The organism is Pseudomonas sp. LB3P14 (assembly GCF_054898045.1).
Genome location: NZ_CM142714.1, coordinates 3,085,330 through 3,106,927 on the forward strand (window position 1 = coordinate 3,085,330; position 21,598 = coordinate 3,106,927).

Below are 21,598 nucleotides of genomic sequence, written 5' to 3' on the forward strand. Positions count from 1 at the left end.
AACGCGATCCTCTGTAGGAGCTGGCGAAGCCTGCGATCTTTTGATCTTTAAAATCGTGGGGACGATATGAATTCGGTGATCATCATCGGCGCCGGTCCGGCCGGTATTCGTGCCGCACAAACTCTGGTCGCCCACGGCGTTCACCCGGTGCTGCTGGACGAAGCAGCGCGTGGTGGCGGGCAGATTTATCGGCGGCAACCGACGAATTTCAAGCGTTCGCCGGTCAAGCTGTATGGCTTCGAAGCCGGCAAGGCCAACGCGTTGCATCAGACAATTGATGAGCTGCGCGAGCAACTCGACTACCGTCCCGAAACCCTTGTATGGAACGCCGAGGACGGCGCGCTCGACACCTTGCATGAGGGTCGCGCCGCACGGTTGGCGTTTTCCCGAGTGATCGTCGCCACGGGCGCAACCGACCGGATTTTGCCGGTACCGGGCTGGACCCTTCCGGGGGTTTACAGCCTCGGCGCAGCGCAGATCGCCCTCAAGTTTCAAGGCTGCGCCATCGGTGAACGCGTGGTGTTCGCCGGCAGCGGGCCGTTGTTGTACCTGGTGGCGTATCAATACGCCAAGGCCGGCGCCAAGGTGGTCGCGGTACTCGACAGTTCGCCGTTCAGCGCCCAGGCCCGCGCCCTGCCCGGCCTGCTATCGCAACCGGCCACACTGGCAAAAGGCATTTATTACCGCAGCTGGCTGACCGCTCACGGCATCCCTGTGCATCAGGGTGCAAGCCTGAAACGCATCAATGGCGAACAACGTGTGCAGTCGCTGAACGGGTCCAACTCAAAAGGTGAACTGCAACTCGATTGCGACGCCGTCGCGTTCGCCCACGGCCTGCGCAGTGAAACCCAACTCGCCGATTTGCTCGGCTGTGAGTTCACCTGGAACCCGATCAACCGCGCCTGGCTGCCGCAACGTGACAGCGCCGGTCGCAGCAGTGTCGCCGAGGTTTATCTGGCCGGTGACGGCGCCGGCATCATGGGCGCCGACGCTGCCGAAATGGCCGGCGAACGCGCGGCCCTGGCGTTGCTCGAAGACATCGGTTGCCTGATCCCGGCGCAGCGTGGTGCGCAATTGGAGCAGGCGCTGGGACGGATCAATACCTTTCGCCAAGGCCTGGAGCGGGCCTTCGTCTTTCCCGAGAACTGGGCCGCCGATGCCCCGAATGACGTGATGATCTGCCGCTGCGAAGAAGTGCGCGCCGGCGACATTCGCCAAGTGGTGCGCGAGGGCCATTGGGAGATCAACCGGGTCAAATCCCATTGTCGGATCGGCATGGGTCGCTGTCAGGGCCGGATGTGTGGCGCCGCCGCCGCGGAAATCATTGCCTGCGAAAGCCAGCGTTCCGTGTCCGACATCGGTCGACTGCGGGCTCAGGCCCCCATCAAACCCCTGCCGTTTGGCCTGGAGGTCGAATCATGATCGAGGTCGATGCCGTCATCATTGGCGGCGGCATTGTCGGTGCCTCCGCCGCGCTTTTTCTGAGCAAGGCTGGCCGGCGTGTCGCGCTGCTGGAGCGGGATTTTTGTGGCTCGCATTCCAGCGGCGTGAACTACGGCGGCGTGCGGCGTCAGGGGCGACCACTGTCGCAACTGCCACTGTCGCAACGGGCGCACGAAATCTGGGGGCAGCTGCCGCAGCTGATTGGCATCGACGGTGAGTATCAACGCAGCGGCCACTTGAAACTGGCCCGCAGCCTCAGCGATCTGCGCGCGTTGCAAGACTATGCCGCCAGCAGTCAGGGCTTTGGCCTCGATTTGCAGGTACTCGAGCGCAGTGAATTGCGCGCACGTTTTCCGTGGGTCGGCGAGGTAGCGGTCGGTGCCTCGTTTTGCCCCGATGACGGTCACGCCAACCCGCGACTGGTCTCCCCGGCGTTTGCCCGGGCGGCGCGTCGGCACGGTGCGCAGGTCCATGAACAATGCCCGGTGGCGGCGGTAGAACACGACGGTCAGCGCTTTCGCATCCACACGCAAACCGGTCTCGAGCTGCACGCCCCCTGGCTGCTGAACTGCGCCGGCGCGTGGGCCGGCGCCCTGGCAGCACAATTCGGCGAACCGGTGCCGATGCACGCCGGGCACCCGGCGATGCTGGTCACCGAGCCGTTGCCGTTGGTGATGAACGCCAGCACCGGGGTCGAGGGCGGCGGTATCTATGCCCGTCAGGTTGCGCGCGGCAATTGCGTGTTGGGCGGTGGCCAGGGTTTTGCCCTCGACGACGCCCGCGCCCGGCCCGGTCAGCACGCGGTGATCGAGATCCTGCGTCAGGCCGTCGAGCTCTACCCGTTTCTCGAAGGCGCCCAGGCGATTCGCACCTGGAGCGGCACCGAAGGTTATCTGCCCGATCGCCAACCGGTGATCGGCCACAGTGGCACTCGACCCGGTCTGTTGCACGCATTCGGCTTTGCCGGCGCTGGTTTTCAGATCGGCCCCGCGGTGGGCCAGGCGCTCACCGAAATTATCTGCAGCGGCGCCGCAAAAACGTCGCTGGATGCGTTTTCCATCACCCGGTTTCACTCCATCTCCGTTGCTTGATAGAGGAAGGTCGCGCCAATGAATAACGTCAAACGCAGTGCACTGCTCGGTTTCTCATGGCTTAGTTTTTTTGGCTTAGGCGCCCTGCTCCCGGTCGCCCAGGCCCAGGCCGAGCCGACGCTTTACTTGGGCATGAACGGCGGGACCATGGAGCGGCTCTACGCCGACAAGGTGCTGCCGGTTTTCGAGAAGGCCAACAACGTCAAAGTGGTGATTGTGCCCGGCACCTCCGCCGATATTCTGGCCAAGGTCCAGGCCAGCAAAGGCAACCCGCAGATGCACGTGATGTTCCTCGACGACGGCATCATGTACCGCGCCATCGCCATGGGGCTGTGCGACAAACTCGAAGACAGCGCACCGCTGGCGCAGATTCCGGCCAAGGGCCGCATCAAGGATCAAGCGGTGGCGGTCAGCCTCGGCGTGACCGGGCTGGCGTACAACACGCGGTTGTTCAAGGAGAAAGGCTGGACCGCGCCGACCTCGTGGATGGACATGGCCGACCCGCGCTTCAAGGACAAACTGGTGTTCCAGTCGATGGCCTCCTCGACCTTCGGCCTGCACGGTTTCCTGATGTTCAACCGGATTCAGGGCGGCAGCGAAACCGACGTCGAGCCGGGGTTCAAAGCCTGGCCGAATACTGTCGGGCGCAACGTGCTGGAGTACATCCCGAGTTCAGCGAAGATTTCCGAAATGCTTCAGACCGACGAAGCGGCGCTGTTCCCGCTCACGCCGACCCAGGTCACCGCCCTGAAACTCAAGGGCATGCCGGTGGAGTATGCGCAGCCGAAGGAAGGCGCCGTGGTGCTCAACGTTGCCGAATGCGCTATCGCCAACAACACCCAACCGGAACTGGCGCAGAAACTCGCCGCCTTCTTGCTGACGCCTGAAGCCCAGGCCGCCGCGCTTGAAGACGGCGACCAGATCCCGTCCAACCCCAATACCCCGACCAGCGACAAGACGCGCGGCCAGGTCGAGGCGATGAAGCAGTACCTGACCACGGCCATTGCAATCGATTGGGATCAGGTCAACGAACAGCGCCCGGCGTGGAATGCGCGCTGGAATCGTAGTATCGAGCGGTAGGAGCTGCCGCAGGCTACGGTCTTTACGGCGACCACTCCGTCCGGAGTGGTCGAGCTACTCCCCCTCTGGTTACACTATGCCGCCGCTCGGGGAGCCGGCATGAAGATTACGGGGGGGACATCACAGTGGCCGTTCGACCGCCAAACCGTTCGCGACTGACATCACGCTGGCCCACGCTGCGCCGCTTTTTCGGCAAGGCATCGGCTGCATCCGCCGGTCACAGCGCGACCGGTCGAGTCATCCACGACTACTTCCACCGCAAGGCCCACTCCCAGGGCTACACCCTCAGCCATAGCCAACAACGCGTCATCGACTGCATGGCGCAGCACGCCGCAGCGCTGCTGGGCACCTCGGCAAAAACGCTCCCTGGCCTTTACCTGCATGGCGCCGTGGGTCGCGGCAAGAGCTGGTTGCTCGACGGGTTTTTCCAGGCCATTCCCATCGCGGAAAAACAGCGCCTGCATTTCCATGAGTTTTTTGCGCAACTTCACCAAGGGATGTTCAGTCATCGCGATCAGCCCGATGCGCTGGAAACCACCCTCGATGAACGGCTGCGCGATTGCCGGGTGCTGTGTTTCGACGAGTTTCACGTCCACGACATCGGCGATGCGATGCTCATCACCCGGCTGTTCAAGGCACTGTTTCGCCGAGGCATCCTGCTGCTGGTCACCTCCAACTACCCACCGGAAGGATTACTGCCCAACCCGCTGTACCACGCACGCTTCAAACCGGTGATCGACCTGATCAACGCACGCATGCAGGTCATGGAAGTCGGCGGCCCCCACGACTACCGCAGTCAGGTGAGAACCCATGACCAGCAGCTGTTTACCCAAGGCCAGTACGTCTGGCCGGCCACGGTGGTGCAACGTCAGATGCTGAACCTGCCAGACAGCAACGCGCCGGCCATTGCGCTGCCCGTCGGAACCCGGCATTTGCAAGCCCGATATTGCATCGGACGCACCATCGGTTTTACCTTCGGCGATCTGTGCGAACACCCCACCGCCGTCATGGATTATCTGGAGCTGTGCCGTCGTTTCGATCATTGGTTCATCGATGAACTGCCCAACCTCGCCGATTGTTCAATTGCTGCCCAGCAGCGCTTCATCAATCTGGTCGACGTCCTGTACGACCAGGACAAGCACCTGATTTTGCTCGGGCAGCAGTCTTTGCGCGAAAGCCTGGGCGGCGATGCCATCGATCTGGCGCGCACGCGCAGCCGGTTGGGGCAGTTGATCGAAGTCAGGGATCCGGCCTGACACGCCCCCTGCCTTTGCCGTTATCATGTCGCCCTTTTCCAGGCCTCCGCGCCCTCCTCTCGATCAATAGTGAATCTGTTCATGGATACCCTTGCCCAACTGCGCGCTGGCCAACTGTCGGGCATCACACGCCTGGTCCTCACCGGCGGCCTGACGGAGTTTCCGCGAGAAATCTTCGACCTGGCGGACTCGCTGGAAGTCCTCGACCTCAGCGGCAATGCCTTGAGCCGCCTGCCGGACGACTTGCACCGCCTGACCCGTTTGCGCGTGCTGTTCTGCTCGGACAATCTGTTCACCGAACTGCCCGACTGCCTGGGCCAATGCGCCGCACTGACGATGGTCAGCTTCAAGGCCAACCGCATCGAACGCGTGCCAGGCGCCGGCCTGCCACCGTTGCTGCGCTGGCTGATCCTGACCGATAACTGCATCACTGAGTTGCCCGCCGAGCTGGGTGAACGCCCGTACCTGCAAAAACTCATGCTTGCAGGCAACCGCTTGCAGCGTTTGCCCGAGAGCTTGCGCCAGTGCCATCGACTCGAACTGATGCGCATCGCCGCCAATCAGTTGACCGAGTTGCCCGAGTGGCTGCTGTCCCTGCCGAGCCTGACCTGGCTGGCGTACGCCGGTAACCCGCTGGAGACCGAAGCCGATGCGGCCGCCCTCGAAGCCACGCCCCGCATTCCCTGGTCCGAACTGCGTCTGGAACAACAACTGGGCGAAGGCGCGTCGGGGGTGATTCATCGGGCAATGTGGGATCGACCGGACCAACCGGCCACACAGGTCGCGGTCAAACTCTACAAAGGCGAAATGACCAGCGATGGTTCGCCGTTGCACGAAATGAACGCCTGCATTACCGCAGGTTGTCACCCCAACCTGATCCGGATTGAAGGGCGAGTCGTCGGGCATCCAGAAGCCCAGGCCGGGCTGGTGATGCACTTGATCGATCCGAGCTATCGCAATCTGGCCGGGCTGCCGAGCCTGGCGTCATGTACCCGCGACGTTTACGCCAACGACACCCGGTTCAGCACTGGCGTGGCATTGCGGATCGCCTCTGGCATCGCCTCGGCGGCCGAGCATTTGCACCAACATGGCATCACCCACGGCGACCTCTATGGCCACAATATTCTGTGGAACGAGCACGGTGATTGCCTGCTGGGGGATTTTGGCGCGGCGTCTTTTCATGCCACCTCAGACAGCTTTGAAAGCCGTGCGCTGCAACGGATCGAGGTACGGGCGTTTGGTGTTTTGCTGGGGGAACTGTTGGAGCGGATCGACTCGGGGTTGAGCGATGACGGTCGCGTGCAGCTGGAGGCATTGCAGCAGCGCTGCTGTCAGCCGCAGGTGCTGGCGCGACCGGGGTTCAGTGAGATTGTGCGAGCCTTGGAGAATCGGTGACCGCTTTGCGGTCACCGAAGTAACGGTTTAACCCGCCAACCCGACAAACATGTCCTGCACGTCATCGTGGTTATCGAGGCCTTCGAGGAAGGCTTCGACTTCAGCCATCTGCTCATCGCTCAGACCGCTGACCGGGTTTTTCGGCTGATAACCCAACTTGGCCGACAACACGGTGAAACCTTGCTCGGGCAGGGCTTTCTGTACCGAATCCAGGTCCGCAGGCTCGGTCAGGAACAGGGTTGTGCCCTCTTCATCGCCCGGCTCGAAATCCTGGGCGCCGGCTTCAATGGCGGCCATTTCCGGATCGGCATCAGGGCTGTCCGGCGAGGCCTCGATCATGCCCACATGGTTGAAGTCCCAGGCCACCGAGCCGGAAGCGCCCAATTGGCCTTTTCGGAACGCGACACGGATTTCAGCGACGGTACGGTTGATGTTATCGGTCACGCATTCGACGATCAGCGGCACCTGATGCGGTGCGAAGCCTTCATAGGTCACGCGATGGTATTGCACGGTTTCGCCTAACAGGCCCGCGCCTTTCTTGATCGCGCGATCCAGGGTTTCCTTGGGCATCGAGGCTTTCTTGGCCTGCTCGACCACCAGACGCAGGTGTGCGTTGGTGGCAGTATCGGCACCGTTGCGGGCAGCAATGGTGATTTCTTTTACCAGTTTGCCGAAGATCTTGCCCTTGGCGTTAGATGCCGCTTCTTTGTGTTTAACCTTCCACTGTGCGCCCATTACTCACTCTCTTATCTGTGGCGCCGAGACATCTATTGGCCGACGCTTTGCGCAAGTTTATACGGCCTAAAGTTGGCAATCGACCAAAAAATCCACCCTGTTCACTAATGCTGTTCACTTAAGCTTGGGGTTTCAGGCACATACACAGGCGTAGCGAGGGGCGGTGCATCGAGAGCCGGCCGGCTGGTATTTTGTTGATTGTGTACATATCCGTTTCTGCGGTCACGGCGGCTGGCGGTTCCGCTTTTACAGCGGGTCACTTTGAAAAGCGCAAAGTAACCAAACGCTCTTGCCCCTTTCGTTCGGTGCCTCGCCCAGGCTCGGCATGCCCTCGCTCCGGTCCTGCTCCGTGGGCCCGCCGCCATCGGCCATCCATGGCCGGGGGCGGCTAACCCGGCATCCATGCCGGGTTGCCCACTGCGCAGAACCTCCACTCGGCCTCTCGATGGGGCGTGCACCGCAAACGCCAAAGCGAGGCGGCCTACCGGCCGGCCTGCTTCCTCAACGCTTGCGCGTACTGATCGTTCCCACGCTCCGCGTGGGAATGCCGCCGGGGACGCTCCGCGTTCCGCTGTCGACACGGGGCTTGAGTCCTGCGCATGGGTGACGCAGAGCGTCACGGGATGCATTCCCACCCAGAGCGTGGGAACGGTTCCTGTTGCTTTGCTTTGGTTTTTGATCTTGAGCCGTGACCGCAGCAACGGATATGTACTCGATCAAAACCCGGTCGGCTCTCAGGCCGCCATCCATTTTCTTAAGTGAACAGCATTACACCCTGTTCACCGGCCTGATGAATCGACATCTTCACCGGCAATTGTAGGGCGATTCTGAAACTTCGATTTGCGGTGACTATAAAGGGCTGTGGTTTCGTACCCTCTGCGCCCTTATCCCATGGCAGAAGCGCGTTCGATGCACAACGACAAGGAAAGTCCCTTCACCCTGACACTCCTCGACGGCGATTTGAGTTTGCAGGTGTTGCAGTTCAGCGGCCGAGAAGCCCTCAACCAGCCCTATCGATTCGACATCGAAGTGATCGGCCTGGCACCGGCCATGAACCTCGATCGATTGCTGCAACAACCGGTTTCCCTCAGCCTGATGGATGGCCAGGGGATTCATGGCGTCATTCACAGTGCCAGTCGCGAGTATCGCGGCCCACACCGGATCGGCTACAAACTGGTGATGGCGCCCTACCTTCAGAGGCTCGACCGGCAGCGTTCACGGCGCGTCTTTCATCGCCTCAGCGTACCGATGATCCTGCGCCAACTATTGGAGGAACATGATGTGCCCGAGGGAAGCTATCGCTTCGAATTGTCGACCGGGCACTATCCTCCCCGGCCTTTTTGCATTCAGTACGAGGAGAGCGATCTGGCATTGCTGCAACGTCTGTGCGAAGAAGAAGGCATTCACTATCACTTCGAACATCAGCGCGACGGGCATGTACTGGTTCTGGCCGATGACAGCCTGAGTTTCCCCCAGGAACCGGTCCTTACGCCTTTCCAGGGCAACGCGCCCGACGAAAGTGACTTACCGGTGATCAGTGAGTTGTTCCAGCGCCATGACTCGCCGCCCCCGCCCTCACGACTGGAGGCCAGAAACCGTGGCTCGCTGATCGCCGACGAGGGAGCGGCCAACCACACCTTCACCAGACCATTGCCGGTGATGGCCCGTCCCGCGCCCGAGCACCTCCATCGCGATCATATGAGTCGACGACAACTGGAGCGTCTGCGTTGCCAGCACGTGAAAATCCACGGTCAAAGCAACCAGAGCGCGCTGCGCAGCGCACGGATTGTCCAAGTGTCAGCGCATCCGCTGTCGAGTTTCAACGATCAATGGCTGCTCACCGAAACCCGTCATCAGGGGCAACAGCCTTCGATTCTCGCCGCCGACAAACCCGTGACTGTCCGCCATTACCGCAATCAGTTCATCGCCATTCCCTGGTCAACGGTCTTCAGGCCGGCGCTCAAACAGACCAGGCCGAGCATTCCGGGTTATCAGCCGGCACGGGTGCTTGGCCCGGCCGGGCAGCCAGCGGCGCTGGATGATCAAGGTCGAATACAGGTCAGGCTGTGGCCAACAGAGGAACCGGATCCGGATGAATCTGCCGGTATCTGGCTACCCGTGGCCCTCGCAGCGCCGGACGGTCGGATTGACCCGTCCAGACTGCCAAGGGCTGGCAGCGATGTACTCATCAGTTTTCTCGACAGCGACCCGGACCGGCCGGTGCTGTGCATCGAGATGGGCCATCACCCGCGCACTCGGCCTGCTCCCGAGCCACGCGGCGATAGCCACTTGCTGCTCGATTGGCTGGTCAATCGCTCGGACCTCGCCCCCTGACACTCAGCCCTTGTCGGCCTTGCCTGCCGCTGCCGCGAACTTCGCCAGACGCACATCCAGGTGCCGTGGTCGGCGCCCGTGATCCTCGGCGCGCTCCTTGCGGCGGATGGCGTTGCGCACCATCAGTGAGCCAAGGTAACGAATCGGCTCCGGTGGAAAGAACCCCAAAGGGCCGTTGACCAGAGGCGAACGGGTCCAGGCGTTGTCCAGTCCCTGGACCATCGAGGCGAGAATCTGCCCGCCCATATGACACGGGCCGACCCCGCTGCCGGAGTATCCGAAACCATAAAACACATTGCCGCTGGCACTCATCTGACCGAAGAACGGCAAACCGGTGACGGAGCGATCAGACGGACCGTTCCAGGTCGCCTCGACCTTGACCTCGGCAAACGCCGGAAAGAACTCGCTCAGGCTGTGCCGCAACAAACCGGCATACGGCGACGGCTGATCGAACACCGGCAACATCCGCCCGCCGTAAGCAAAGGTGTTGCCGCCCTTGCCGAGCATGATTCGGCCGTCCGGGGTGTTGTGGTAGTAGTGCACGAAAATCCGCGAATCGAGCACGGTGACGCCGCTGGTCAAACCGATCTCGTTGAGCAGATCGGGTCGTGGTTCGGTGATCAGCATGTCGCTGGAAACGATCGCCACACTGCGCTCGAACTGTGGAAACGCCCGGGCCATCCAGGCGTTCATCGCCAGCACCACGCGATCCGCGCGAATGGTGCCGTTCGGGGTTTGAATGCCCGCAGGTCGGCCCTCTTCCAGGCCGGTCATCGCGGTGTTTTCATGAATTCTCACCCCGAGCTGCAAGGCGACCCGGCGCAAGCCGCGCACCAGTTTGCCCGGCTGCACGCTTGCCGCCGCCGGAGAAAACCAGCCTTCCAGATGTTTGCTGGAACCGGCCATGCGTTGTACATCCGCTAGCGGTCGCTGGGTGAAGGAGTTGATGCCATTGCGCTCCAGCGCCGCGATCACGGCGTCGGTCGAGCCGCATTGGGCACGGTTGGTGGCGGTGTAGAGCGTCCCGTCGAGGCGGTAATCGGCGTCCATCGCGTACTGCTCGCAGAAGGCGCCGATCGCATGGATGCTGCGCTCCGACTCCTTGACCAATCGCACCGCTTCTTCGACGCCGAACAGCCGTTCAAGGGTGAAGTACTTGGCCGACCACGACAGTGCACAACCACCGTTGCGCCCGCTGGCGCCGGCGCCGCAGATATCGGCCTCGATCAGCAACACATCCAGCTCGGGGTTCTGTTCCTTGAGCATGATCGCGGTCCACAGCCCGGTGTAACCGCCGCCGACAATGCAGACGTCGGCGCGGGTGTCGCCCGCCAGGGGTTCGCACGGCGCGCAGGACTCGGCCGCCAGCGCCTGTTCCAGCCAGAAAGGTCTCATGGGTCAATCCTTATGTACGCAGAGGTTTTACGGTGATCGGCTGGTTAGGCACGAAGGCGCTTTCGGCACCCAGGCCAGCCGGGCGGCTGTTCCAGTGCGGGATCAGTACCAGGGCGGAGAACAACGCGCAGCCGGCGAAGACGATGAACACCGTGACCGAGTCGAAGTAGCCCGGCAGCAATCCGCCGAGAATCGCCCCGACCGAGCCGCAACCGTTGACGAAACCGGCTGCTGTCGCGCCCGCCTTGGCGGTGCCGAAATCGATCGCTGCCGCGCCGCTGATCATCGAGTCCGGTCCGTACAGGGTCAGGCCCATGACGAACAGCAGCGCCACCACCAGCATCACGCTGCCGGTATGCAGAGCGCCCATGAACAATGCCAGAGTCACGGTCAGCGCCAACAGGCTGAGCACACACCCTGGCATGCGTCGGGCGCCGAACAGTTTGTCCGAAGCCAGGCCCAGCAGAATCGGGCCGAGCAATCCAGCCAGTTCAAACGCGGTGGGGATAATCGCCGCGCCCACCTTGCCCACCGAGGGCATTTGCTCGAAGACGATCACCGGGCCCCAGAGCAAAATCGCGTAGCGCGCCGGTTTCAGCAGAAAGTACGCGAGGCCCAGAACCAGCACGGTCCGGTTGCGCAGGATTTCCTTTAACGGTTCCAGCACGCTGATCTTGCTTTGCGCGTCGGCCTCTTCCGCCGTCAGTTGCGGCTCCGGCTCCACCGCCGGCAAGCCAACGTCTTCGGGTTTGTTGCGCTGAAAAATAAAAAACAGCACGGCGACCAGCCCAACCACCGCCGCACTGGAAAAGAACGCCGCGTGCCAGGTGCCGATCAGCGTATACGCCCACCAGCCAGCAAACGGTGATGCCACCAACCCACCAAATGCGTAGCAGGAACTCCACAACCCCAGCACCCGCCCGCGCTGCTCGGCGGGAAAGAAACTGCCGAGGTTCTTGCACAGCCCGGACCAGCCGGTGGACTGCGCCAACCCTTGAATCAACATGCAGGTAGCGAAGATTGGCAACGTCGCGAAACTGCCCATCACCAAGGCCGCCGCCGCTGAAATCAACAACCCGCCAAACACTACGACCCTTGGGCCAAAGCGGTCGGCCAGGATGCCCCAGGTGAACTGTCCGATGGCGTAAGCCGTGAGGTAGATGGCGTCGAGGTTGGCCATGGCCATTTTGTCGAGCATGAAGGTGGGGTCTTCGGCGATCCCCAGTTTTGCCACGGAAAAGGCTTTGCGGGTGAAATAGAACGCGGCGTACGCGAGCCAGGTGATGGCGAAGATCTGCACGCGCCAACGTTTGATGGTGCCGATGTGCTTGTTCATTGTGGTTCTGACCTCAGGGTGTGAGTGTGCCGGCAGAAATTGAGAAATAACGCCTGTTTTTTTATTGTTGAGCACTTCGATATCGCTGCGTCCCTGAGGCGATATCGGTCAGATGAGTCCTGCTGTTGCACGCACAGGCTCATGGCCGCCGACGCTGTTTGACTGACCAGTCACCGGGGCTGAGGTCGATAAAAACAATTACTGATTAATAAGTGAAATCGATTTATCGTATTTCAAATATAAGCTCAGCTTGTTACTGGAGGTTTCGATGTCGGTTTCCCATGCCCAGCTCAAAGCCTTCCACGCCGTGGCGGTGCACGGAAGCTTTACCAAAGCCGCCGAGCGGCTATTCCTCACCCAACCGGCGATTTCCGACCAAGTGCGCAAGCTCGAAGAGCGTTTCGGTGTGCTGCTGTTCCACCGCAACAAACGCTCGGTGCGCCTGACCGATCTGGGCGAGCGTTTGTTGAGCATTACTCAGCGGCTGTTTGTCATCGAGGCCGAGGCTCAGGAGCTACTTCAAGAATCTCAGGCGCTGCAGACCGGCAGCCTGATTCTCGCCGTCGATGCGCCGGTGCATGTGCTGCCGCAGATCGCGCGGTTCTGCGAACGCTATCCCGGCATCAGCGTGAAAATCGAAACCGGTAACACCGATGAATCGCTGTTCCGGTTGTTCAACTACCAGGCCGATCTGGCGTTGCTGGGGCGTGAGGTCAGTGACGAACGATTGATTTCGTTGCCGCTGCGCAATGACCCGATGGTGGCGTTCGTTTCCCGCCATCATCCGTGGGCCGACCGTGAATCGATTTGCCTCGCGGATCTGGACGACACGCCTTTGGTGCTGCGGGAAATCGGCTCGGTGACGCGCCAGACGCTGGAAGAAGAAATGGCCCGGGCCGGTTTTCGCATCCGCCCGGCGATTCAGGTTGAAGGTCGGGAAGCCGCGCGTGAAGCGGTGGTCGTGGGGATCGGTGTCGGTGTGGTATCGGCTGCCGAGTTCGGTGCGGATTCGAGGGTTTGCGCGTTGCCGATTACCGATTGCAAACGGCGATTGACCGAGACACTCGTGTGCTTGCGCGAGCAGAGTTCGCGGCGGGTGGTGGCGACGTTTCTGGAGATGGTTCGCGAAAGTCTCGCCTACTGATCGTTCCCACGTCGAGGCGTCGAACCGTCCGCGTGGGAATGCAGCCCGGGACGCTCCGCGTCCCAAAGCGGACGCAAAGCGTCCATTGAGGCATTCCCACGCAGAGCGTGGGAACGATCAAGGACAGGGTTGCACGATCAATTCAGATTTGGGGCCAACTCGAAAAACGCCTGTATCAAGCGCAAATCCCGCCGCCGATCCATGCAGCCAATCATGTGCCGATTGACCAACCCTTCGCCAATAATCGGCACCGCCACCACCCTCGGGTCGTGGCTGACTTCCACCGACGACACAACGCCAACCCCCAATTCTGCGGCGACGGCTTCGGTCACCGCCTCGCGACTGTCCAACTCCAGCAACACCCGTGGATTAACCAACGCCGTCGCGCAGGCGTCGTCGAAGGTGCGCCGGGTAATCGAACTTGGCTCGCGCAACACCATGATCACTTGATCCAACGCCTTGAGCGGCACGCCCTTCGACATCTGCGCCCACGGATGCCCCTCAGGCACCAACGCACAAATTCGTGACTCGCTTAAGCCTTGCAGATGCAAGCCCTTGCGCGGTTCGACTTCGGTCAGCACCGCCACGTCGGCATGCTCCGACAGCAACGCCGCCAGGGTTTCCTGAGCATTGCCCAGCCGCAGGTTCACGGTAATTCCGGGATACCGCGCGCGCAGGCTGGCGAGCATCGGCATCACCATGTGCGGCCCGTCTGCCGCCACTTCCAGGCGACCGGTCAGCAACTGCCGGTTCGCTTCCAGCATCACCTGCGCTTCTTCGGCCAGACCGAACATCGCCCGGGTGATCGCGGCCAGTTTGGTGCCCTCCTCCGTCAGTTCCACTCGTCGTGCCGTGCGCCGCAACAAGGTGATCTGGTAGTGCTCCTCCAGCGCCTTGATGTGCCCGGTGACCGCCGGTTGGCTGATGAACAGTCGCGCAGCGGCCCGGGTGAAGCTGCCCTCACGGGCCACGGCGTCGAAGGCGCGGAGCTGGAACAGGTTCATGAATAACCCTCACTGATGGCTGGCATAACAACAAACAATTTGATTGATAGCACGGCAAATTGCAATTTAAGCCCCGTAGCGTCATCCCATCGATTGCGAGGACACGAGAATGAGTACCGCCGAACCTATCCTGCTCACCCCCGGCCCATTGACCACATCGGCCCGCACCCGTCAGGCGATGATGGTCGACTGGGGTTCATGGGATGACCGCTTCAATCAATTGACCGCCAGCCTCTGCGAGCAACTGCTGGCGATCATCAACGGCGGCGACAGCCACCACTGCGTGCCCTTGCAAGGCAGCGGCACGTTCGCGGTCGAAGCAGCGATCGGCACGCTGGTGCCACGCGACGGCAAAGTCCTGGTGCTGATCAACGGCGCCTATGGCAAGCGCCTGGCGAAAATCTGCGAAGTGCTCGGCCGCGCCTTCAGCACCTTTGAAACTGCCGAAGATGAACCGACCACCGCCGCCGACGTCGACCGCCTGCTGCACGCCGACGCCAGCATCACCCACGTCGCGCTGATTCACTGCGAAACCAGCACCGGCATCCTCAACCCGCTGCCGGAAATCGCCCACGTCATCGCGCAACACGGCAAACGCTTGATCATCGACGCCATGAGCTCCTTTGGTGCCCTGCCGATCGACGCGCAACAGGTGCCGTTCGAGGCGCTGATCGCCGCCTCGGGCAAATGCCTGGAAGGCGTGCCGGGAATGGGTTTCGTCTTCGCTCGCAAAGAAGCGCTGGCGAATGCCGCCGGCAACTCGCACTCGCTGGCGATGGACCTTTTTGACCAGCACACCTACATGGCCAAGACCGGCCAATGGCGCTTCACCCCGCCGACCCATGTGGTCGCCGCGCTGCACGAAGCCCTGCTGCAATACAACGAAGAAGGTGGTTTGCCCGCCCGGCATCAGCGCTACGCCAACAACTGCCAGGTGCTGCTCGATGACATGGCCAAGCTCGGACTGCGCAGTTTCCTGCCCGCCGCCATTCAGGCGCCGATCATCGTCACCTTCCACGCGCCGAAAGATCCGCGCTACCAGTTCAAGGAATTCTACGAACGCGTCAAAGCCAAGGGCTTCATCCTCTACCCCGGCAAATTGACCCAGGTCGAAACCTTCCGCGTCGGCTGCATCGGCCACGTCAACCAGGCCGAGATGCACGCGGCGGTAGCGGCGGTCGCCGAAGTACTGCGCGAGATGGAAGTCCTCGATATCTGAATTAGCAGACGCCGCTGTTCCTGTAGGAGCGAGGCTTGCCCGCGAATGCAGACGACGCGGTCCTTCAATTACACCGAATTATCGTTCTTCGCGGGCAAGTCGGATCGCCGCATCGCTCGCTCCTACAGGATCAAAGACATGAACTACAGCAACCCAACCAAACTGCAAGCCGCCATCCTCGACTGGGCCGGCACCGTGGTCGACTTCGGCTCCTTCGCGCCGACGCAGATTTTTGTCGAAGCCTTCGCCGAGTTCGACGTCCAGGTTTCCATCGAAGAAGCCCGCGGGCCGATGGGCATGGGCAAGTGGGACCACATCCGCACCCTGTGCGATCAGCCACAAGTTGCCGAGCGTTACCGCGCGGTGTTCGGCCGTACGCCGACCGATGATGACGTCACTGCCATCTACAAACGCTTCATGCCCCTGCAAATCGAGAAAATCGCCGAGCACTCGGCGCTGATTCCCGGCGCGCTGGACACCATCGCCAACCTGCGCCAGCAAGGGATCAAGATTGGTTCCTGCTCCGGTTACCCGAAACAGGTCATGGACAAGGTTGTCGAACTGGCCGCCACCAACGGTTACGTTGCTGACCACGTGGTCGCCACCGACGAAGTGCCTAACGGTCGTCCATGGCCGGCCCAGGCGCTGGCCAACGTGATCGCCCTCGGCATTGATGATGTCGCGGCTTGCGTGAAGATCGACGACACCGTGCCGGGCATTCTCGAAGGTCGTCGTGCCGGCATGTGGACCGTGGCGCTGATCTGCTCGGGCAACGCGCTGGGCCTGGACTACGAAGGTTACCGCGCCCTCGGCAGCGACCAACTGGCCAGCGAACGCAAGCGCATCCACGGGATGTTCGAAGGCTCGCGGCCGCACTACATGATCGACACCATCACCGATTTGCCGGAAGTGATCGCCGATATCAATAAGCGCCTGGCCAAGGGCGAGATGCCGCAAACCAGCTGATTGCGCCCATAGCCTCATAAAAAAAGCGCCAGCTCCTCAACGGAACTGGCGCTTTTTTGTGGCCAACCACTTGATCCAGAGCATTGAACGCCCAAATAGCCACAGGCAAATCCACCAAAGCGGATTACAGTTACAGCACACCGTCTAACAAGAACGGTGGCTCGACCTGACCTGTGAGGAACACCGTATGCCCTGGAAGAACTCCGACTCACGCTACAGCACCGTATCGATCGCGCTGCATTGGTTGATGCTGGTCCTGCTGGCGCTGGTTTACGCCTGTATTGAATTTCGCGGGATCTTTCCAAAAGGCAGTGGCGGGCGGACGCTGATTGTTGAATCACACTTCATGCTGGGCCTGACCGTGTTCGTGCTGGTCTGGTTGCGCTTGTTCGCGCGGAGCCTGGGCCCGGCACCGCAGATTTTCCCGGCCTCGCCTCACTGGCAGACCGTATTGGCCAAACTGATGCACTGGGCGCTGTACATTTTCATGATCGCCATGCCGATTCTGGGCTGGCTGGTCACTAGCGCAAAAGGTCACCAAGTGATGTTCTACGGCTTCGACCTGCCGTTGCTGATCGCGGAGGACAAGGCGTTAGCCAAGCAGATTCAGGGCTGGCATGAACTCGGCGGCACCATTGGATACTGGCTGATCGGCCTGCACGCCGTGGCGGGGATTTATCACCACTATGTCGTGGGTGATAACACCTTGCTGCGGATGATGCCCAAGCGCGGGTGAATCCCGCCGCTCACTGGAAACCCCGGCGGCCCTGCAAACCGCCGGTATGGATAAAGATCAGGCGCGAGCCCTTTTCGAATCTCCCCGCTTCGACTTGCTGCTTGAGCGCCAACAGGGCTTTGCCGGTGTACAGCGGTTCGAGGGGAATGCCGCTGGCCTGTTCGGTCTGATCGATGAATCCGAGCAACAGCGGATCGACTTTGGCAAAGCCGCCACGACTGGCGTCGAACAATTCATAAGCGCGGCTCTGTAAACCCGCCTCCCGCACGATCGATTCGACTTGCTGCGCAACCCCATGATCGTCGGGCACCGCCAGCGCGCCATACACCGGGTGCTCACCTGCTTCGGCCAGCACCAGACCGGCCAGGGTCGTGCCTGTTCCGCAGGCCAGCCACCAGCCGTCGTAGTCGTTCCAGCCCAGACCGTTCAGCTGCTCGCTGACCATTGTCCTCAGCTGCAGGCAGCCCTTGGCTCCCTGCAAACCGCCGCCACCTTCCGGCACCGGATGCAGATCGGGATACTGCGCCTGCCAGGGTTGCCAAAAACCCGGCTCGTGCCGCGCTCGATAACCGCCATAACCCAACCAATGCAGCTGCATGCCGAACGCCTGCAAGTCCTTCACCGTCGGGGTTTCTTGTGGATGCCCACGCAGCAGGCCAGCGGTGGTGAAACCGAAACGCTTGCCCGCGGCGGCCAGTGCGTGCAGATGATTGGAGTGGGCACCGCCGAGACTGATGATGCCTTTGGCACCGATCTGGTCAGCGGATTTCAAGTGCTCGATGAGTTTGAACCACTTGTTGCCGCTGATCAGTGGATCGATCTGGTCCAGGCGCAGGATCGCGACTTCGATGTTTGATCGGGTGAGCCAATCAAGATGAAGGGGGTCGAGGGGAGCCTGGGGTAGCCATTCGTTGGGCGGGAGAAGCATCGATGCCGACTCTGGGTGAAGAGCCGGCATCTTAACAGCCGCAGTGATCGTTCCCACGCTCTGCGTGGGAATGCAGCCCGGGACGCTCCGCGTCCCTAAAGCGATTGCTGCGCGTCCGTTGAGGCATTCCCACGCAGAGCGTGGGAACGATCCACGTCAGAGTTCAGCTGCCAGACGCGAACCCTGGTTTATCGCGCGTTTGGCATCCAGCTCCGCCGCCACATCCGCGCCGCCAATCAAATGCACATTCTGACCGGCCGCCACCAGACCCTCCTGCAATTCGCGCAGCGGGTCCTGCCCGGCGCAGATCACGATGTTGTCCACCGGCAGCACTTGCGGCTCGCCGGTTTCGCCGATGCGGATGTGCAAACCTTCATCGTCGATCTTCAGGTACTCGACGCTGTTGAGCATCTGCACCTGCTTGTTCTTCAAACCGGTGCGGTGAATCCAGCCGGTGGTCTTGCCCAGGCCGTCGCCGACCTTGGATTTCTTGCGTTGCAACAGAAACACTTCACGAGCCGGTGCATGGGGTTCAGCCTTGATGCCGGCGACACCGCCGCGCGCTTCCAGATGCGTATCGATGCCCCACTCCTTCCAGAACGCCTCGCGATTCTGGCTGGTGGCCACGCCTTGGTGAACCAGGAACTCCGACACATCGAATCCGATACCACCGGCGCCGATCACCGCGACGCGCTTGCCCACCGGTTTGCGCTCAAGGATCACGTCCAGGTAGCTCAGCACCTTGGCGTTCTCGACGCCGGGAATCGCCGGGGTTCTTGGGGCGATGCCGGTGGCGAGAATGATCTCGTCGTAACCGCCTTCTACCAATTGCGCCACATCGACGCGGGTGTTCAGGCAAACCTCGACGTGGGTGGTCTGTAGCTTGCGATTGAAGTAGCGCAGGGTTTCAAAGAACTCTTCCTTGCCTGGCACGCGCTTGGCGATGTTGAACTGGCCGCCGATTTCGCTGGCCGAATCGAACAGCGTCACCTGATGCCCGCGCTCGGCGGCCACGGTCGCCGCGGACAAACCCGCAGGACCGGCACCGACCACAGCGATTTTTTTGATCTGCTGCACCGGCAGGTAATTGAGTTCGGTTTCATGGCAGGCGCGCGGGTTCACCAGGCAACTGGTCAACTTGCCGCCGAAGGTGTGATCCAGGCACGCCTGGTTGCAACCGATGCAGGTGTTGATTTCATCGCCACGGCCGGCCGCTGCCTTGTTGACGAAGTCCGGGTCGGCGAGGAACGGCCGCGCCATGGAGACCATGTCGGCATCGCCTTCGGCCAGAATCTGCTCGGCGACTTCCGGGGTATTGATGCGGTTGGTGGTGATCAGCGGAATGCTCACCGAGCCACGCAGCTTGGCCGTCACCTTACTGAACGCGCCGCGGGGCACTTTGGTGGCAATGGTCGGTATCCGCGCTTCGTGCCAGCCGATGCCGGTGTTGATGATCGTTGCACCGGCCTGTTCGACGGCCTTGGCCAACTGGACGATTTCTTCCCAGCTGCTGCCGCCTTCCACCAAATCGAGCATCGACAGGCGGAAGATAATGATGAAATTCGGGCCCACCGCTTCACGCACCCGGCGAACGATTTCCACCGGCAGGCGCATGCGGTTTTCATAGCTGCCGCCCCAGCGGTCAGTACGGTGGTTGGTGTGGGCGGCGAGGAACTGGTTAATGAAATAACCTTCGGAACCCATGATCTCGACGCCGTCGTACTCGGCCTGTTGCGCCAGGGTCGAACAGGTGACGAAATCGCTGATCTGTTTCTCGATGCCTTCCTCGTCCAGCTCTTTTGGCTTGAACGGGTTGATCGGCGCCTGAATGGCGCTCGGCGCGACTTGTTTCGGGCTATAGGCATAACGACCGGCGTGAAGAATCTGCATGCAGATCTTGCCGCCCGCCTCGTGCACCGCACGGGTGACGATCCGGTGCTTGAGCGCTTCTTCTTCGGTGGTCAGTTTGGCCGCGCCGGAGTACACCCCGCCCTCATCGTTCGGGCCAATACCACCGGTGACCATCAGGCCAACGCCGCCTCGGGCACGTTCGGCGAAGTACGCCGCCATGCGCTCGAAACCGCCGGGCTTTTCCTCAAGACCCGTGTGCATTGACCCCATCAGGGTACGGTTGCGCAGCGTGGTAAAACCCAGGTCCAGCGGGGCCAACAGGTGCGGGTAATGAGCGGCGGCCATCGGTAACTCCACATCGAGCGATCACGGAAAAAGTGCAGGAGCTCTACGGCCCCCGTCAGTCAAGTTGGACAGACTAAGAGTCGCGCCGCCGTCACTCAATGACCGTAACTGACAACTTATTGATCCAAATGTACAGCACCCCTTGGCAAGTGCCGGCATGCGCCCTACCCTAGTCGCGAACCCTGCACACGGCCGTTGACTGTTTCCCCATGCGCAAACTTCTGTACCTGACCTTTTCCATGGCATTCATTGCCGTCCTCACGACCTACGCCATGTGGGCCGCGGACCGTCCGGTGGGTCATTACCTGTCGGACCTGCGGATCAATCTGGCGGTCGACCAAGGCACCCCCGCTGATCGCGGCAATTTGCTGGGCATTCAGCCCGAGCTGTTTCCCACTGACTATCAAAGCCCCGAGCGCTTGCACCGCAAGCTGGCGGCCTATTTGCAGAAGGCCCAGGACCAGGGCCTGCTGAATGAAAAAACCATCGTCGTACTGCCCGAACATGTCGGCACCTGGTTGATGGTCAGCGGCGAGAAAGATGAGCTGTACCAAGCCACCACGCTCAAGGAAGCCATGAACTGGCTGGCGGTCAGCAATCCCCTGAAGTTCGTCCGCGCACTGATCAGCGCCAAGGGCGACAACCGTCTGGACGACGCGCACCTGCGCATGAAGGCCAAAGGCATGGCCAAGGACTACCAGGCGCTGTTTGGTGGTCTGGCGAAAGAATTCCACGTGACCCTGGTGGCGGGCTCCATCGTGCTGCCCGAGCCTAGCGTCATCGACGGCACCCTGAAAATCGGCAGCGGCGCGTTGTACAACAGCACCGTGGTGTTCGGCCACGATGGCCTGCCGATCGGCCAGCCCCAGCGTCAGATGCATCCGATTTTCGATGAACATGAAGTCATCGCGGCCAATGGCGAGCATACGCTCAGCGTCGTCGACACCCCGGCCGGACGCCTGGGGGTACTGATCGGCAGCGACAGCTGGTACCCGGACAATTACCGCAAGCTAGACAACCAGGGTGCGCAGTTCGTCGCGGTCCCGGCGTTTGTGATCGGGCGCGGCACCTGGGACAAACCGTGGCGCGGTTACAAGGGGCTGTCGACGCCTGGTTCCGTCAGTCTCAAGGCCGGGGAGCTCAGTGAAGGCCAGGCCTGGCATCGTCTGACACTCACCGCTCAACCGCCCAGCAGCCAGGCGATCGCCGGCATGAGCGTGTTCCTGCGCGGTCAGTTCTGGGATCAGGGCAGCGCCGGTCAAAGTTTTCTCAGCAGCAACGGGCAGCAGTTCGCCGACGGCAATGCCCGTGGCGCGCGTTTGCTGAACCTCTGGTTGTAA

Annotated in this window: 17 protein-coding genes; 11 read left to right on the forward strand and 6 right to left on the reverse strand. The window is 61.5% G+C overall.

Annotated elements, in window-relative coordinates; genetic code table 11:
• The first annotated feature begins 66 nt into the window (after nucleotides 1-66).
• The 5 genes from ACYZT5_RS14365 to ACYZT5_RS14385 all read left to right on the forward strand — a co-directional run bounded on the left by ACYZT5_RS14365 (nucleotide 67) and on the right by ACYZT5_RS14385 (nucleotide 6,265).
• A complete protein-coding gene (locus ACYZT5_RS14365) occupies nucleotides 67-1,422 on the forward strand; it encodes an FAD/NAD(P)-dependent oxidoreductase (RefSeq protein ID WP_462051673.1) in 1,356 nt (451 codons plus the stop codon).
• Nucleotides 1,419-2,534 carry an NAD(P)/FAD-dependent oxidoreductase gene (locus ACYZT5_RS14370; protein WP_462051674.1) on the forward strand — a complete coding sequence of 372 codons (1,116 nt, stop codon included), beginning with the start codon at nucleotides 1,419-1,421 and terminating at the stop codon, nucleotides 2,532-2,534. The genes ACYZT5_RS14365 and ACYZT5_RS14370 overlap by 4 nt, the downstream gene beginning before the upstream one ends.
• Nucleotides 2,535-2,552: 18 nt before the next feature.
• Nucleotides 2,553-3,614, forward strand: coding sequence for an ABC transporter substrate-binding protein (locus tag ACYZT5_RS14375; protein WP_462051675.1), 1,062 nt, complete (start codon nucleotides 2,553-2,555; stop codon nucleotides 3,612-3,614).
• A 125-nt stretch (nucleotides 3,615-3,739) separates the two neighbouring features.
• Nucleotides 3,740-4,870 (forward strand): cell division protein ZapE, encoded by a 1,131-nt coding sequence (gene zapE, locus ACYZT5_RS14380; protein ID WP_462051676.1) that lies wholly within the window; start codon nucleotides 3,740-3,742, stop codon nucleotides 4,868-4,870.
• Between the two features lie 81 nt (nucleotides 4,871-4,951).
• Nucleotides 4,952-6,265, forward strand: a complete 1,314-nt coding sequence (locus ACYZT5_RS14385) for a leucine-rich repeat-containing protein kinase family protein (RefSeq protein ID WP_462051677.1) — start codon at nucleotides 4,952-4,954, stop codon at nucleotides 6,263-6,265.
• A 27-nt stretch (nucleotides 6,266-6,292) separates the two neighbouring features.
• Here ACYZT5_RS14385 and ACYZT5_RS14390 read toward each other — a convergent pair whose 3' ends face one another.
• Nucleotides 6,293-7,000, reverse strand: coding sequence for a YebC/PmpR family DNA-binding transcriptional regulator (locus tag ACYZT5_RS14390; RefSeq protein ID WP_462051678.1), 708 nt, complete (start codon nucleotides 6,998-7,000; stop codon nucleotides 6,293-6,295).
• Between the two features lie 909 nt (nucleotides 7,001-7,909).
• On the opposite strand from ACYZT5_RS14390, the gene ACYZT5_RS14395 reads away from it, so the two are divergent.
• Complete coding sequence (locus tag ACYZT5_RS14395; RefSeq protein WP_462051679.1) at nucleotides 7,910-9,334, forward strand: type VI secretion system Vgr family protein; 1,425 nt, start codon at nucleotides 7,910-7,912, stop codon at nucleotides 9,332-9,334.
• 3 nt (nucleotides 9,335-9,337) lie between these two features.
• Here the strand turns inward: ACYZT5_RS14395 and ACYZT5_RS14400 are convergent, their stop codons facing one another.
• Entirely contained in the window at nucleotides 9,338-10,729 is a 1,392-nt protein-coding gene (locus tag ACYZT5_RS14400; RefSeq protein WP_462051680.1) for an FAD-dependent oxidoreductase, read from the reverse strand.
• A gap of 10 nt (nucleotides 10,730-10,739) precedes the next feature.
• Complete coding sequence (locus tag ACYZT5_RS14405) at nucleotides 10,740-12,065, reverse strand: MFS transporter (RefSeq protein WP_462051681.1); 1,326 nt, start codon at nucleotides 12,063-12,065, stop codon at nucleotides 10,740-10,742.
• A gap of 268 nt (nucleotides 12,066-12,333) precedes the next feature.
• On the opposite strand from ACYZT5_RS14405, the gene ACYZT5_RS14410 reads away from it, so the two are divergent.
• Nucleotides 12,334-13,209, forward strand: a complete 876-nt coding sequence (locus ACYZT5_RS14410; RefSeq protein ID WP_462051682.1) for a LysR family transcriptional regulator — start codon at nucleotides 12,334-12,336, stop codon at nucleotides 13,207-13,209.
• 137 nt (nucleotides 13,210-13,346) lie between these two features.
• Here the strand turns inward: ACYZT5_RS14410 and ACYZT5_RS14415 are convergent, their stop codons facing one another.
• The gene (locus ACYZT5_RS14415; RefSeq protein WP_462051683.1) at nucleotides 13,347-14,213 is read right to left on the reverse strand and encodes a LysR substrate-binding domain-containing protein; all 867 of its coding nucleotides are present in this window, start codon (nucleotides 14,211-14,213) and stop codon (nucleotides 13,347-13,349) included.
• 109 nt (nucleotides 14,214-14,322) lie between these two features.
• Here ACYZT5_RS14415 and ACYZT5_RS14420 point away from each other — a divergent pair, with 109 nt between their 5' ends.
• The 3 genes from ACYZT5_RS14420 to ACYZT5_RS14430 all read left to right on the forward strand — a co-directional run bounded on the left by ACYZT5_RS14420 (nucleotide 14,323) and on the right by ACYZT5_RS14430 (nucleotide 17,134).
• Entirely contained in the window at nucleotides 14,323-15,432 is a 1,110-nt protein-coding gene (locus tag ACYZT5_RS14420; RefSeq protein ID WP_462051684.1) for a 2-aminoethylphosphonate--pyruvate transaminase, read from the forward strand.
• 138 nt (nucleotides 15,433-15,570) lie between these two features.
• Nucleotides 15,571-16,398, forward strand: a complete 828-nt coding sequence (gene phnX, locus ACYZT5_RS14425) for a phosphonoacetaldehyde hydrolase (RefSeq protein WP_462051685.1) — start codon at nucleotides 15,571-15,573, stop codon at nucleotides 16,396-16,398.
• Between the two features lie 187 nt (nucleotides 16,399-16,585).
• Complete coding sequence (locus ACYZT5_RS14430; RefSeq protein WP_462051686.1) at nucleotides 16,586-17,134, forward strand: cytochrome b; 549 nt, start codon at nucleotides 16,586-16,588, stop codon at nucleotides 17,132-17,134.
• A gap of 10 nt (nucleotides 17,135-17,144) precedes the next feature.
• On the opposite strand, the gene ACYZT5_RS14435 is transcribed toward ACYZT5_RS14430, so the two are convergent.
• Together ACYZT5_RS14435 and ACYZT5_RS14440 are read right to left on the reverse strand one after the other, a co-directional pair.
• Nucleotides 17,145-18,062 carry a 1-aminocyclopropane-1-carboxylate deaminase/D-cysteine desulfhydrase gene (locus ACYZT5_RS14435; RefSeq protein WP_462051687.1) on the reverse strand — a complete coding sequence of 306 codons (918 nt, stop codon included), beginning with the start codon at nucleotides 18,060-18,062 and terminating at the stop codon, nucleotides 17,145-17,147.
• A gap of 156 nt (nucleotides 18,063-18,218) precedes the next feature.
• Nucleotides 18,219-20,258: an oxidoreductase gene (locus ACYZT5_RS14440; RefSeq protein ID WP_462051688.1), complete on the reverse strand. Its 2,040-nt coding sequence runs from the start codon at nucleotides 20,256-20,258 to the stop codon at nucleotides 18,219-18,221.
• 209 nt (nucleotides 20,259-20,467) lie between these two features.
• On the opposite strand from ACYZT5_RS14440, the gene ACYZT5_RS14445 reads away from it, so the two are divergent.
• Nucleotides 20,468-21,598 (forward strand): nitrilase-related carbon-nitrogen hydrolase, encoded by a 1,131-nt coding sequence (locus ACYZT5_RS14445; protein WP_462051689.1) that lies wholly within the window; start codon nucleotides 20,468-20,470, stop codon nucleotides 21,596-21,598.

Bases quoted from the DNA above. Each gene is read 5' to 3' on its own strand.
- ACYZT5_RS14415 (WP_462051683.1), bottom strand. From the start codon at position 14,213: ATGAACCTGTTCCAGCTCCGCGCCTTCGACGCCGTGGCCCGTGAGGGC.
- ACYZT5_RS14405 (WP_462051681.1), bottom strand. From the start codon at position 12,065: ATGAACAAGCACATCGGCACCATCAAACGTTGGCGCGTGCAGATCTTC.
- ACYZT5_RS14395 (WP_462051679.1), top strand. From the start codon at position 7,910: ATGCACAACGACAAGGAAAGTCCCTTCACCCTGACACTCCTCGACGGC.
- ACYZT5_RS14430 (WP_462051686.1), top strand. From the start codon at position 16,586: ATGCCCTGGAAGAACTCCGACTCACGCTACAGCACCGTATCGATCGCG.
- ACYZT5_RS14435 (WP_462051687.1), bottom strand. From the start codon at position 18,062: ATGCTTCTCCCGCCCAACGAATGGCTACCCCAGGCTCCCCTCGACCCC.
- ACYZT5_RS14385 (WP_462051677.1), top strand. From the start codon at position 4,952: ATGGATACCCTTGCCCAACTGCGCGCTGGCCAACTGTCGGGCATCACA.
- ACYZT5_RS14445 (WP_462051689.1), top strand. From the start codon at position 20,468: ATGCGCAAACTTCTGTACCTGACCTTTTCCATGGCATTCATTGCCGTC.
- ACYZT5_RS14390 (WP_462051678.1), bottom strand. From the start codon at position 7,000: ATGGGCGCACAGTGGAAGGTTAAACACAAAGAAGCGGCATCTAACGCC.
- phnX (WP_462051685.1), top strand. From the start codon at position 15,571: ATGAACTACAGCAACCCAACCAAACTGCAAGCCGCCATCCTCGACTGG.
- ACYZT5_RS14365 (WP_462051673.1), top strand. From the start codon at position 67: ATGAATTCGGTGATCATCATCGGCGCCGGTCCGGCCGGTATTCGTGCC.
- ACYZT5_RS14420 (WP_462051684.1), top strand. From the start codon at position 14,323: ATGAGTACCGCCGAACCTATCCTGCTCACCCCCGGCCCATTGACCACA.
- ACYZT5_RS14400 (WP_462051680.1), bottom strand. From the start codon at position 10,729: ATGAGACCTTTCTGGCTGGAACAGGCGCTGGCGGCCGAGTCCTGCGCG.
- ACYZT5_RS14440 (WP_462051688.1), bottom strand. From the start codon at position 20,258: ATGGCCGCCGCTCATTACCCGCACCTGTTGGCCCCGCTGGACCTGGGT.
- ACYZT5_RS14375 (WP_462051675.1), top strand. From the start codon at position 2,553: ATGAATAACGTCAAACGCAGTGCACTGCTCGGTTTCTCATGGCTTAGT.
- ACYZT5_RS14370 (WP_462051674.1), top strand. From the start codon at position 1,419: ATGATCGAGGTCGATGCCGTCATCATTGGCGGCGGCATTGTCGGTGCC.
- ACYZT5_RS14410 (WP_462051682.1), top strand. From the start codon at position 12,334: ATGTCGGTTTCCCATGCCCAGCTCAAAGCCTTCCACGCCGTGGCGGTG.